At 54.9% G+C, this 13,213-nt stretch carries 7 protein-coding genes; 3 read left to right on the top strand and 4 right to left on the bottom strand.

Features of this window, described 5'->3' with window-relative positions:
* Window positions 1–234 precede the first annotated feature (234 nt).
* The 3 genes from A6X21_RS03790 to A6X21_RS03800 form a co-directional block, all read right to left on the bottom strand.
* Window positions 235–1,953: an SLC13 family permease gene (locus A6X21_RS03790; protein ID WP_068846169.1), complete on the bottom strand. Its 1,719-nt coding sequence runs from the start codon at window positions 1,951–1,953 to the stop codon at window positions 235–237.
* Between the two features lie 69 nt (window positions 1,954–2,022).
* On the bottom strand, window positions 2,023–3,036 hold the full coding sequence (locus tag A6X21_RS03795) for an ABC transporter ATP-binding protein (protein ID WP_083233384.1): 1,014 nt from the start codon (window positions 3,034–3,036) through the stop codon (window positions 2,023–2,025).
* Window positions 3,037–3,208: 172 nt separating this feature from the next.
* Entirely contained in the window at window positions 3,209–4,039 is an 831-nt protein-coding gene (locus tag A6X21_RS03800) for a diacylglycerol/polyprenol kinase family protein (RefSeq protein WP_068846170.1), read from the bottom strand.
* A gap of 854 nt (window positions 4,040–4,893) precedes the next feature.
* Here A6X21_RS03800 and A6X21_RS03810 point away from each other — a divergent pair.
* Both A6X21_RS03810 and A6X21_RS03815 read left to right on the top strand, forming a co-directional pair.
* Complete coding sequence (locus A6X21_RS03810) at window positions 4,894–5,832, top strand: DUF1559 domain-containing protein (protein WP_068846583.1); 939 nt, start codon at window positions 4,894–4,896, stop codon at window positions 5,830–5,832.
* A 128-nt stretch (window positions 5,833–5,960) separates the two neighbouring features.
* Complete coding sequence (locus A6X21_RS03815) at window positions 5,961–6,389, top strand: carboxypeptidase-like regulatory domain-containing protein (RefSeq protein ID WP_068846172.1); 429 nt, start codon at window positions 5,961–5,963, stop codon at window positions 6,387–6,389.
* Window positions 6,390–6,801: 412 nt separating this feature from the next.
* Here A6X21_RS03815 and A6X21_RS03820 read toward each other — a convergent pair whose 3' ends face one another.
* Entirely contained in the window at window positions 6,802–9,840 is a 3,039-nt protein-coding gene (locus A6X21_RS03820) for a glycoside hydrolase family 38 N-terminal domain-containing protein (protein ID WP_068846173.1), read from the bottom strand.
* Between the two features lie 1,059 nt (window positions 9,841–10,899).
* Between A6X21_RS03820 and pilM the strand changes: the two genes are divergently transcribed.
* On the top strand, window positions 10,900–13,161 hold the full coding sequence (gene pilM, locus A6X21_RS03830) for a type IV pilus assembly protein PilM (protein ID WP_068846175.1): 2,262 nt from the start codon (window positions 10,900–10,902) through the stop codon (window positions 13,159–13,161).
* Window positions 13,162–13,213: the final 52 nt, after the last annotated feature.

Here is a 13,213-nt window from a genome sequence, read left to right on the forward strand (position 1 = left end):
GTTGAATACCGTCTGATCAGCGGGTGGTAATCAAAGAGAGGCACGTCGACGGGATTGGAATTCGAGATTTTGACAATTGAAATGGGCTGTCATGTGCCAGCAGAGCCTTGTTCACATTAAGAACCCAAATTGAATTTAGCGTCTTTCGTGAGGCATTTCATCAGTCTTCATGATCTGAGGCCCAAAAGAGTGACTCATGGCAGGAATACAAATCCTCTTAAGAACCATCCGAACTTATTTTTTCCCCTCGACTGCCGGGTTAAGCTGAGTCGCGGGCGCCTTCTGCAAAGGTGTCGATAGGGGTTCCATTTCTGAAGAGGATTTCTCGATGGGGATGGCCCAGGCGGGAACTTCTCCGATGCGAATTCCCATTTGCGGGATCAGCAGCACCCAGGTCGCTGCTGTACACAAAACAATCCCCATGAGATTCAACCAGAGGCCATATTTGAGCATCTGACCAATCGGAATCCTGCCGGTTCCAAAAGCGATCGCATTGGGGGGAGTCCCGGCTGGCAGCATGAAGCCACAGCTCGTCGCAATCGTGGCAGGGATCATGACGAGCCGAGGATCGAGCCCCAGGGCAATGGCCGCTCCAGCAAAGACTGGCAAAACGGCATTCACCGTCGCCACATTGCTGGTGAATTCCGTGAGAAAGATCATCAGCGCACAGATACCCAGCACGGTGACAACTGGCGACTGGCCAATGAAAAACCAGGCAAACAGGTCGCCACTCCAGCGGGAAAGACCAGTGATCCGAAAGCCTTCCGCAATGGCAAATCCACCGCCGAATAACAGCAGAATGCCCCAGGGCAGTCGATTGGCCGTGGGCCAATCCATCAGGCGTTGCGAACCTTGCCCTCGATCCTTCTCACCGGCGGGGATGACAAACAGCAGTACCGCGAACAGCAGACCCACGGTGGAATCGTTGATCCAGTCTTTGTGAGAACTGGCTGGCTGGGCATCAGCCATCAGCCAGCCGAGAAAAGCTTCAGCCTGACCTCCCCAACCAGGAATGATCAGGTGAGCCGAGAGAGGAAGATCGGTTCTTGTCAGCCAGAGGATTGCTGTCAGCGAGAAGACCACGAGTACCCGCCATTCGGGGCGACTCATGGGCCCCAGGTCATGCAGCCGCTCGCGAAAAAAGTCTCGGTTCAATCGAGAGAACCCGGCAGGTGTCGTCAGCTTTCGAGTCAGAACAAACCAGGCGAGTCCCAGGTAAACCAATCCGAAGGGCAACCAGGTTGCCATCCACTGACCGGCAGAAATCGGTGGTGCCTGGGGAAACTGTTTCTCCCAGATCCCCACAAACGCCATGTTCGTGGGAGTTCCCACCAGAGTGGCCACCCCGCCAATACTGGCTGCATAAGCCACACCCAGATACGTCTGGCAAGAGAGTCTTCCCAGTGCCTGGGTCGTCTGTAAGTCTGGGTCTTTCTCATTGAAGGAGCCAAGCAATTCTTCGAGCGAAGTCATCAAAGCCATCGCAATCGGCAGCATCATCAGTGTGGTCGCGGTATTGCTGATCCACATCGAAATGAGGAATGTCGCCAGCATGAATCCCCAGACAATCCCATGCGGGCTGGTCCCAGTGGCTTTGACGACATGTAAGGCCACCCGGCGATGCAGGCCCCAGCGTTCAATCGCCAAGGCAATAATGAAGCCACCCAGATAGAGCATTGAGCTGTCGGTCAGATAGGTGCCGGCCACATTCTTGGCTGAGTCTATCCCTAGCAGCGGGAAGGCAATCAGCGGCACCAGGCTGGTCACAGCCATAGGCACGCATTGCGTGGCCCACCAGACAGCCATCAGCACGACGACTGCCGCCAGCCTTTGGGCGGCATGTGGCAAGTCAGCAGGGCCGGGAACGACGAGAACCACTAAGCCAAGCAGCGGGCCCAGCCATAAACCCAATCGACCGGCCCAGCCGCTATCAATTTCATCCCCTTCCGCCATTCGGGACTCTCCACGCTGCCTGTCATGCTGATGTTTAGTTCAGGATTCTTGCGTTAGAAATGAGGATTTTCAGGCACGCAGGGCTCTTCCAGTCAATTGCAGGAACAAGCGTTCGAGATTCTGCTGTCTCGATTCCACACGATCGATCAGGATTGAATCGGCATGGAACGCCTGCGAGAGCTGATGCAATCGATCAGGCCATTCGGTAAAGCTGGTTTCAATCAATACGGTGGGTAAAGACTCGGCATTCTCGCCGACAGACACTTTGACGCCTGTGGCTTCAGGATCGACACGCCGGGCAATGTGCTGCAATCGTGCCGAGAATGACGAACTGGGGTCATGGCCAGTCCTCACCGGATCGACGCTGTTGGCAGGCCGGACATGCAGCACCAGTTGCGTGGGGACTGATCCTAAGAGCTGATCGAGAACACCGCATTCCAGAACCACCCCATGATCGATAATCGCCACACGCCGGCACAGAGCTTCGACCTCTTCCATGTAGTGGCTGACATAGATGATCGATGTCCCATCGCGTGCCAGTTGGCGGACAGATTCCAGCAGGTGAGCCCGGGATTGCGGATCGACACCCACAGTGGGTTCATCGAGAATGACCAGACGAGGTTTATGAACTAGCGTGATCGCCAGGTTAAGCCGACGCTGCATGCCGCCCGAATAATTGGCAGCAATCCGGTGAGCCGCATCTTCCAACCCCACGAGTTCGAGCAACTCATCAGTCCGCTGGGAAAGAGCCGCCCCTTTCAGTCCATACAAGCCACCGAAGAAGCGAATATTTTCGATCGCGGAAAGCTCCGGGTACAGCGCCAGTTGCTGAGGTGCCAGACCCAGTTGCCGTTTCCATTTTTCGGGATGCTTCCAGGCGGGTTCCCCCTCCAGGAGAACCTCACCGGCGTCCGGGGCCATCAATCCTGCCAGCATCCGGATGGTGGTTGATTTTCCGGCTCCGTTGGGCCCCAGCAAACCAAACGCTTCTCCATGCATGATCGAGAAGCTGACATTCTTGACGGCCTGATGAGAACCGAATGTTTTTTTCAGTCCCCGGGCTTCCAGAAAGGGAGTGGACAAGGGAATTCCTTCGAGAGTCGGTCAGCAGGATGTCAGTCGTCTGGTTGAGCAATGATGGACCGGTTGCCGTCATCACTGACCGAAACAGCGAAAACGCACCGGAGTGAGAATTTGCAGCGTAACATGAGCCGGGGGGCCGGTCACAACTGCGGATCTGGCGGATTCGTCGAAATCACGAAGGAATCAGGAGAAAATGCGCGATTGCTCCGGTGCCGGCCGCCGCGATTCCTACGCGGAGATTGTCATTGCGTAACGATGGGAAAGATTCCACCAGTCCTGCGGTCAAACTGGCCAGAAAGCTCACGCCCAGTGCCAGGCGAAAATCAACACCAGGCCGGAATTCTCCCCAGAACATGAGGGCACCAGCCAGTGTCCCCATCGCAACGAAGGCCGAGAGGCCCACCCACGATTTGCAGCCATTCCAGGGGAGTTTTCGCTCGCCAAACTTGAGCCCCAGGAGTGTGGCCGATCCATCTCCAAAGGCGAGAATCGCCAGTGTCATCATGCCGATCTCCTCCCGACCAGGGAAAAGCCACAATGTCGCCAGAACCACCACGGCATACGCCAGCACAGCGTCATAACCGTGGTCTTCACCGGGACGGGCAATTTTCGAAAAGCGCCTCAGCATGACCGTTGCCGTCATTAAAGTCAGACCAAGCACCACACTCCATAAAATCCAACCCCACGGATCGGTATGAGGGATCACCCACAACAACAGGGGCAGCAGCCCCGGTGTCATGTGCCATAACCGGCGGCGGAATTCCTGCGGACTCAGGACTCGATGGCAGAAAATCGGGACGTGCTGATGGGCAGGGCTGGTGAAATCTGTCCTCGGAATGATGGCAATTGTCTCACTGGAGAGACGGGAGGGAATCGCCTGTGACCTTTGGATTCTGGTCTGCGGACTTTCGTCAGGCACCACGGGCTGGAAATGAAAAGCTCTCCGACGAGGCTGGGGGAAATCGATCGCTGGCGGTAGTTTTTCCGAGATCTGGGTACCCATGGGTTGCCTATCTGCGGATTCAAGTTCCGCATCAACGTCTTAATGACTCACTGATGACCCGGCTCCATCCCGACAATCGTCAAACTTCCATTTCTTGCGGCAAAACTGCGAACGGATTCATCTCCCGAGTTCCAACAATGTCTTATCGGCAAAATCTCACAGTGAACTGTGATGCTTCTGCATCGTTCACTCCGGCTGCCAGGCAGCCCGATCAGACCGTCATTGATGGCTGTCAACTCAGAAAACGTTGCGTTTGAGGCTCGACTCGATCCAGAGATGTTCGAAATTACTGACCGGGCCGCACCCAACGGCGACCAGAAGATTTGGCAGCGAAAAACATGCCAACACCTTGGGGTTTGCCCAAAACGATCCTGGGTTGAATCATTGAAGAGGTGTGATGCTGGAGCCCTGGATTGGGTCAGCGACACGGGGATGACTGCCGGAAAATTTTCGTGGCCCGAGGCCCAATGATGCGGTCGGCATGATGGCCCAGCGACCACCGGCGATCGTTCACCAGCCAGCCGACTGAGAAGATCTCGGTGCTCTGCGGATACGAAGTTCTACCTGTTCGTCGGCCTCTGATCAGTGAGGATCACAGCAGGCATTTCCATAGTGTATGTGTAAATAGTAAAATACATTAACAATCTGAATATGTAAGTGATTTTGTGTGCTGTATTAACAGGGTGGCCTCCTGTGGTTTTCTGGTTATTTTGGGCTTGGAAGTACTTTGCGTGCAGAATTTACAGCGTGCGAATGGTCAAGCTCCTTGCCAGGAATGTTCGCAGGTGCATATACTGATATGTCTTGTCTCGGTCCTTTTTCGCTTTTCACTTCTTTTCAAGGAGGCCATTCTCATGGCACAAGCTTTTGGCGGTTCAACCCGTCGCTCTGGATTTACACTCATTGAACTTCTGGTGGTGATTGCGATTATCGCCATCCTGATTGCACTGCTGTTGCCGGCAGTTCAGCAGGCGCGGGAAGCGGCCCGCCGCACCCAGTGCAAGAACAATCTCAAGCAGGTGGGGTTGGCACTGCACAACTACCACGACACCCACAACACGTTCCCACCGGGGAATATTCCGAACTCACCCCTCAACAACCATGGCCCGACGGCTTGGGTTCACATCCTGCCCTATGTCGATCAAGCACCTCAGTACAACCGAATCAATTTCTCATTGACGGGCACATGGTGGCACGGAGCAGCCAGTGGCGGTCCACAGGGCCCAACCTTCAATGGTTTCAAGGTGGCTGGATTCATTTGTCCCTCGTCGCCATTAGTCGATTCAAGTACTCGAAGCGGAGTAACTTGGCAACGCGGCAGCTACACGCTCATTGAAGGGGCTGTGGGTATCAGTGAAGTATCAACTGCAAATGGCATTCGTTCAGATTCCGGGATGTTCACACGCAGCCGTAACTTCAACTTCCGCGACATGACTGATGGAAGTTCGAATATCGTGATGGTGGCCGAACAATCGAATTGGGGCCGCGATGCGGGAAACACCAATAACGTTGAGTATCGTTCAGATGGTGGCGACTCAATTTGGATGGGTACGGGCTATGACTCTCGCTGTTTCAATACAACGACGGTTCGTTACCCGATCAACACTCGCAATGTCTCTCTGAATGGTGCAAACTCACAAAGCTGCAACACACCGATTCAGTCAGCCCATACTGGCGGTGCCCATGTCCTCATTGGTGACGGTACGGTCAAGTTCCTTTCCGAGAATATGAACTTCGACACGCTCCGCTTCCTGGCAGCCCGCGCTGATGGGAACGTTGTCGGCGAATTCTAATCGCTGCCAATTGTGCATGAACATCGGGGGCTGCCAGTGCTGCTGGTGGCCCTCATTTTTTCCAACGTTGTCGATCTCATTCGATCAGCAACCCACCATTGACTCTTCCATTTCCGAGGATGAACAGCATGTTCCGCTCGATCTTTGCCGCCTTTGTCTGCGGTGCTTTGTTGATGAATGCCGGGTGTGGCTCTGCAGATCGCGGGCCGCAGGCCCAACTGACGGGCAAAGTCACGTTCAGTGGTCAGCCCGTTCCCGAAGGGATTGTGCAGCTCTCCAAAGTGGGTGGCGGAGCAGGGGCCTCGGCGAATATCTCGGCTGATGGCAGCTTTTCCGTCGTGTTGGTTGATCCACTCCCGCCGGGTGAATATCAGGTGCTGATTGTGCCCCCGATGATCGAAGACAACTCGAACCCCAACAGCCCCCCTGTGCAGAAGCCCAAAGAGATGGATCAGATCCCACCTCGATACCGCAATGCCAAAACCAGCCCACTCAAGGTCACTCTCAAGGAAGGGGCGAATACCGCAGATTTTGCCCTCGAACCTGAGAAGAAGTAAGCAACCTCTGGATCGTCATTCAAAGGCAAACTTGATATCGCCAGGGTGGCCTAGCCAACTCGTGGCCGGGTTGTCGTGCAGAGCCACGACAACAAGAGACCGCGCCATGCGCATGACTCGCCACAATCTTTCAAACAGCCTTGGGTGGCACGACCCTGAAGCCCCTAAAGAATTAAAGAGTGCGTAAGGGCGTGGTTTTAAGCCCTTTCCACATCACATTTGATGTCAGGAAGGGTCGCTGGGCTCGGCTGTCGTTATCCACCCCCAGTTCCACAGCGCTGAAAGCACAAACGCTTCCGCGACATGTTTTCCTAACTTGATCGCCTATTGATCATAGACGACTCGAGTGCAATGACCTGGGGGCAAACGAGGACGTTTCACCTCAGCCACCCGTCGTCATCTTTTTGGGCCATTATTCAAACACAAACTCGATATCGGCGAATTCGTACGCACTGAGTGCGACGCGGGTTTCATTTCCCGTTGTTTTCAGCCACGCAGCATGAGCTCCACCCAGTGCCAATTTGCGAGCCCCCACCAGCGGTGCATACCAGACCATCGAAAAGGTTTTGGCCTGCCCCTCAGTCTCCATCAGCCGCACCCGGCACGACTTCTTGCGAACCGTCGCCTTCGTAGCTGTATCGATATCCTCAGAATTTGAAGGGTCGGCTGGAGCTTCGATGGGCCAGTCGGTCATCCCCGCTTCCCACGACAGAATGCTCACTTGTCTGGCGGGGCATTGGACGAAAAATGAGGTCTCGCCCGTCGAAGGCCGGGTCATGTGATCCAGCCGGACAAGCGGAACTCTTGCATCCTGGGCAAGCCTCGCGGGATGCGGGTCATCAATGGCAATGGTCCAGCGGAAGCGGCGGGACGACTCGCCCGAAACGACCATCAGGCCATCGAGCATGCGGGGGCCGGTTTTGCGAAAGTAGGGCCGGCCATGCGGCAAAATCGTCGCCCGCAGGGAACCATCGCAGATTTCGACAAACTCAGGAGCTTCAAACCGTTCGCTGCCTGCCACATGGACACTTCCCAGGACAGAGCGGGATATGGCCGACATCTCGTTGCCAAAGGCAAAGCGGGCCCCGATGTAGTTGTTCCAGGGGTCGCCATCGAAGGCTGCGAGTTCGAGAAACTGCAGATCGATCTCCACTTTCAGCGAACCGGCACGAATGGTCACATCGAGTTTGTAGTAGCAGATGCGTTCCCCTTTCGCCTGATCAATGAGGTCTCCCAGCGATCGAACCGTGAGGGAATGACTCGTCTGAGCGATGATTGATAACTCACCTGCGCGCATCTCCGAGTAAGCCGTTTTGATGACTTCGTCGTCAGGATCCGGCCCGAGGCGAATGGCCCGCTCGCGCGGAAAGCGGCGGGCAAGCTGCAGGCTCAATCGGTTTTCGCGCTGCTCGTGCCGGCGAATCCGGGCGATCCCTCCCGTCTGCGGATGAAAAACGACCTCGAAGAGATCGTTCGAAAGGACACCTTCGGTAAATTTGACGACGGGCTTGCCCTTGCGTGCGGAACTTTGGGCGTTCGTCGAGTCACGATCTAGCCAGAGATAGCCGCAAGGGGGAATGGTCGAGGAGGTTCCGTCGGCAATTTCCTCGGGAACAGGACGCGCCCAGGGGAGTGGATTGATCAGTAAAGTTCCGACGGGACTTGCCGCAGCCTCGTCCGTTTGAACTTTTGACCCGAGCCGATGCGCGAACTGTTGAGCGGTCTGCTGGAGTTCGGTTGCTGTCGACCACTCCTTGTCGGCACTTGCGGCTTGATCCGTGGTTGAGCGATTGTCGCTGGCACCCATCATGCGGAAGTGGGTGAGAAGTTCATCTTCCCAGCGTTGATCCCCACCTTTGAGCCCTTCCACAGGCTGCGGTACGTTTTCACTTCGAGAGAGAAGCGAGCGCTGGACTTCGCAGAACTGCCAGGCCGCTTGCTCTCCTTGCAGTTTCCAGGCATTCGCGACTCTCGAAATGGCGTTTTTCTCGCGAGCAGCTACGGCATAGACGAGGCTCGACGAAAGATATTCGCCGGCGTGGTATTGCCGCACATGGTCGGGGTATTCCACTCGTTCCAGAAACTCTTTGCAGGTGACGAACTTCCCCAGGACGGGGGCAAACGTGGCAGCTCGCTGAAGATCATGAAACCAGGGAGTCGCGACTTCAGGCCAGCGAGCGAAACCGAGAGCCGGGTTCCCATCGCTATCAAGCGCCTCTCCCAGCCTGGTGGCCAGTCTCAAAAAGGTCCCTGCGGATTGTGCGGGGAGTGGGATTCGTGAGAAAGCCGTCACAGCCTCACCGCTGGCACCTTCCCAACGGAAGCTGCTGAACTCTTCATCCGGGTAGTTTCCTTCATCGAGAAGCAGGTGTAACGCACCCGCATAACCTGTCTGTGAGAGGAGACCGGGGAGTTGCGGCACCAGCCCAAAGAGCCGCCGGGCAAACACCCGCGGAACAATTCCCAGTTGAGTTTTTGCGAGTTGATGCCCATGTTGAAAGTTCCTGATCCACATTTGTGGCGAAATCAGCGGCGTACAAAGCTCGACGGCTTCCCCACCAAGAACATCGACAGCACCCTGGGCCAGCAGTTCTTTCAGAGTGGTGGTCGGAGCATTGTCTAATGGTGCTGAAAGCTCCTGAGTTGCCACCAGTGGCAATGGTTCGTCAACCAGCTTCAGCAGTGGAGAGGTTTCGAGTGAACCCGCCAGAAAGTTGACGGCTGGCCGGTTTCCTAAGGGCTCGTTGATCGGCCATGTGAAGCCATGCAGCGCTGCTTTCAACCGGGGCATGTCGAGCTCGGAAGGTGCCAGGCACAGGTCGAAGAGTGAGATTTCGCCGGGATAAAATCGCTCGCGTGTTTCGAGCAGATTTTCAAAGGCAGTGGCCAGTTGCTGTCGGCATGGCGAAAACTCACCAGCAGCCAGCGAGCGGGCTGCTCCCACAGTTCGCTGTTGCAAGATGATTTCATCCAGACTGCTGAAGTGCCGCATCTGTCGGGAGAGGAGTTCCAGTTGCAGAACTGTGGTTCCGAAGGCGAGAAAATCGTCGATGCAGCTTTTCGCTTCCTGCTGAAAGAACGCGCTCGCCTTTGCAGAATCGTCGGCATCGGATTCGAGCCACGCCTGGAGTTGCTGCAGATTCTCTTCTCGGCGGGCCACGGTTTTGAGTAAGCCCGCTCCGGCTTGCTCTAATCGCTCGTGCCAGTCGTAAGGAAACCAGTCTTCCGAGGGTTGGGGAAGAATCAGTAGCTGCCCGGGTGCGGGTTCGGGAGGAGCATCAGCCCGGTACCATTGTGGAATTCGACCAGCCGTCGCCAGGAGAGCCGGATGCCAGGCGATGGCAAAAGCTTCCAGCAGGCTGCCGGCAGCCTCTTCTCCCAGATCCTGTGGAAAGTCTTCGAGGCTATGCGATGGAATCAGCACATAAACTTCAGAGCAGGTTTTCGTCATACCGGGAGGTTTCTACAGGCTGTTTGGCTGACTGAAGCGGATTGATCCAGGAGATCGAGAACGTTTTCGGGCTTGATCGAGTCGAATTACATCAGCCACATTGCTGGCGTGAGCGGGCGAGATCAAGCCACCAGCCGACAATTCCCCAGACCTGTGAAATTACGGGCGGCTCAATCAATACCTGACGCTTACATAACCGCTCGAATCGCTGGAACCTGCATGTTCGTTAAAATGTTTGTCTGGGAGGAGTTGCGATCGAGAGGGATCTCATTTGACAGGATTTTTGCATCGACAGGTCCGACATGAAAAACTTCTGGAACCTCGAATGCCGAACACGAGTCTAAATCATGGGGAATCCTGGTGGATGACGGGCCAGTTCCTGCAGGATGCCACAAGCCTCCTTTCCGTGGGAAGGCAGGACATCAGTTCACTCAAGTTTGTGAGAAACGGCTGTTTCTATCACCTAACTCTCTGGACTGACGCTACTTATTGACTTTTCTCGGGTCGGGGCTGTAGTCTCAGTACTTGATTGTTTATTCGTAATTTCCTTGCGTGTTTTTCAATTCTGCCCCAGCGATTTCTCGCGAGCGCCTCTCTTTTGAGCATATTCTTGCAGAACGTGACAATTGCCCACAACTTTCCTGACGGGTTTGAATCCGGTTTTTCGACTGGTATGCCGGCGCTGATTCAGTCTCAGCAGGCGCCAGAAAAACTGCGTTTGAAGAACGATGTTTCAGACGATTTCTGCGGAGGGGAAGACGCGGCAAAATGAAAGTCACAGGAATGAAATGACGGCTCTCTAAGAGGGTGGTAGTCTTCTGTCTGGTCAGAAATCCAGCGAAAAGCTGAAATTCAACGTAATGTAGTGGTGCGATAGAAGGAGATGATTGAGTCTGGGCAGTTGGGCGACCAGGCTGTCCGGAGTATTGGGTTTGAAAAGATCGTGAAGCAGAAAGGTGACTTCCTGCTTCACCATGAAGCATATGCAATCAGTGATATACGCAATCAGTCCACACGCTGAAACAACGCCTTGATGAATGGACAAGAGGGGTTTTCGTTATGGCCGAATTGAAATCTGCCTGGGGGATCGAAATTGGACAGGCTGGTCTCAAGGCCATCAAGCTGCGCTATGCCGAGGCCTCGAATCAGGTCTTTGCTGTCGCATTTGATTATGTGCCGCATCCCAAACTGTTGAGCCAGCCAGATGCAGATCCGGATGAACTGATTTCCGAAGCTCTGAAAACGTTCTTGAGCCGCAATCAGATTCAGGGAGATCTGCTGGGGATTTCGCTCCCGGGATCGAAATCGCTGCTGAAGTTCATTCAGTTACCACCTGTCGAAGAATCGAAGGTCGCTGAGATTGTGCGGTATGAAGCCCGCCAGCAGATTCCTTTCCCGCTGGAGGATGTGATCTGGGATTTCCAGCCCATGGGATCATCGTCCGTCGAAGGCGGATTCATGCTGGATGCCGAAGTCGGCCTCTTCGCCATGAAGCGCGACGATATTGAACACCAGATGTATCCGTTCAATCAGCGGAAGCTGGAACTGGAACTGGTGCAGATTGCACCTTTGGCTGTCTACAACTTTCTCTGGTTCGACCGGCTGGGGCAGCGGAAAGACCCTGAGCAGTCATTGAATTCTCTGGCCGATGACCAGTACGTCGTGGCACTCGATATGGGCTGCGACCAGACGACATTGATCGTCACCAATGGCAAGAAAATCTGGACTCGTAATGTGCCGATTGGCGGTAATCATTTCACGCGGGCATTGACGCGGGAAATGAAACTCACGTTTGCCAAGGCCGAACATCTCAAATGCAACGCCACAAAATCACCTGATCCCAAGGCTGTCTTTCAGGCCATGCGGCCGGTCTTCAACGACTATGTCAACGAAATCCAGCGGTCAATTGGCTTCTTTTCGAGCGTGAATCGTTCGGCTCAGATCACGAAGCTGGTCGGTCTGGGAAATGGCTTCAAGCTGGCTGGTCTGGCCAAATTTCTCCAGCAGAACCTCAACTACGAAGTCGAGAAAATCGACACCTTCCCGAGTTCTGTGGGCGACAGTGTCCTGACAGCGCCCCTCTTCCATGATAACATTCTGACGTTCACAGGACCCTATGGACTGGCCCTTCAGCTTCTCGGGCAGACGCAGATTCATACTTCTCTCTTGCCACCCGAAATTGTGGTGGCCAGGAAGATTCGCCGCAAAAAGCCCTGGGCAGTGGCCACCGCTGCCGTGCTGCTCTTCGGACTGGCCACATCAGTGGCGGGTTATGGCAGTGTCGCCCAATCGGTGAGCAAGAGCCGCTTTGGTGGTGCTGAGACCAAGGCTGATGAAGTTGCCAAATACGCCGCCAAGCTCGACAGCGATTACAAGGCACAGGAAAGTCGCAATGCGGCTGCTAAAGAGCGTGGCGAAAAGCTGGTCAAAGCACTCGATTCCCGTGCGAACTGGCTGGAACTTTACAAGGCGATTGATGAATGCCTGCCCCGGGATGAAAGTGCCGAACAGCTCGATGAGACCCGCATTGAGCTGATGAACCGCATTTCGCTGAAGTCAGTGACATCCAAAAAATACGATGATCTGGCAACCTGGTACAACGATAACGCTCAATTAGCGAAGGTCTCACCTCAATATTTTTCGCCCTTTGATAAAACTGAGGCACGCAAGACAGGGCCCACTGGCCCGGGGTATGTCTTCACCCTGCATGGGGTGCATTTTCACCATGCACCGGAAGATCCTGTCAAAGGCCAGGGAACAGGGTATGTCGTGAATACTCTGCTGAAAAATCTCCAGAGCTTTAAGGTGACTCGCAAAGATGCGGTCACAGGTCAGGTGATTGAAACTCCTGTCGGTCAACTCGGGATCAGTTACGCGACTGTCAAAGCGGATCCCTTCGTGCTCATCGATTACTACCCGATGGGTCGTCCCGATATGGCCAGTGCGAGCAGTGCGGCTCGCGGCCTGAGGCCTGGCTTCCAGCCGGGATTCAATCCCGGCGGTTCCGGTGCCGAGTCGAGCTATTCCCCACCGACACCGGGTGGAATTTCCAGTCCGGGAATTCCCAGCCCTGGTATTCCCGGGACAGGTATTCCCGGGACAGGGACAGGCCGTGTGATCGATACGCAGTTGCCACCGGAGCAAATCAATACGCCTCGCAAGATTCATATGACGAACTTTGTCGTGCAGTTTGTCTGGAAGCCGACTCCTGAAAAAGATCGACCCAAAGTCGATCCAGCTCTTCCACCAGTCGATCCCGCAGCAGCACCGCAGGATGGTCAGGCCCCGGCAGCCACACCACAGACACCGCCGGCGGTTTAATTTAAATACGACTTGAAACTGGCGATTGAAATCGAACGAATTTATTGAACGC

The organism is Planctopirus hydrillae, assembly GCF_001707835.1.
GTDB lineage: Bacteria > Planctomycetota > Planctomycetia > Planctomycetales > Planctomycetaceae > Planctopirus > Planctopirus hydrillae.

Coding starts and splice junctions, on each gene's coding strand:
- A6X21_RS03810 (WP_068846583.1), top strand. CDS start 4,894: ATGGCACAAGCTTTTGGCGGTTCAACCCGTCGCTCTGGATTTACACTC.
- A6X21_RS03815 (WP_068846172.1), top strand. CDS start 5,961: ATGTTCCGCTCGATCTTTGCCGCCTTTGTCTGCGGTGCTTTGTTGATG.
- A6X21_RS03790 (WP_068846169.1), bottom strand. CDS start 1,953: ATGGCGGAAGGGGATGAAATTGATAGCGGCTGGGCCGGTCGATTGGGT.
- A6X21_RS03820 (WP_068846173.1), bottom strand. CDS start 9,840: ATGACGAAAACCTGCTCTGAAGTTTATGTGCTGATTCCATCGCATAGC.
- A6X21_RS03800 (WP_068846170.1), bottom strand. CDS start 4,039: ATGGGTACCCAGATCTCGGAAAAACTACCGCCAGCGATCGATTTCCCC.
- pilM (WP_068846175.1), top strand. CDS start 10,900: ATGGCCGAATTGAAATCTGCCTGGGGGATCGAAATTGGACAGGCTGGT.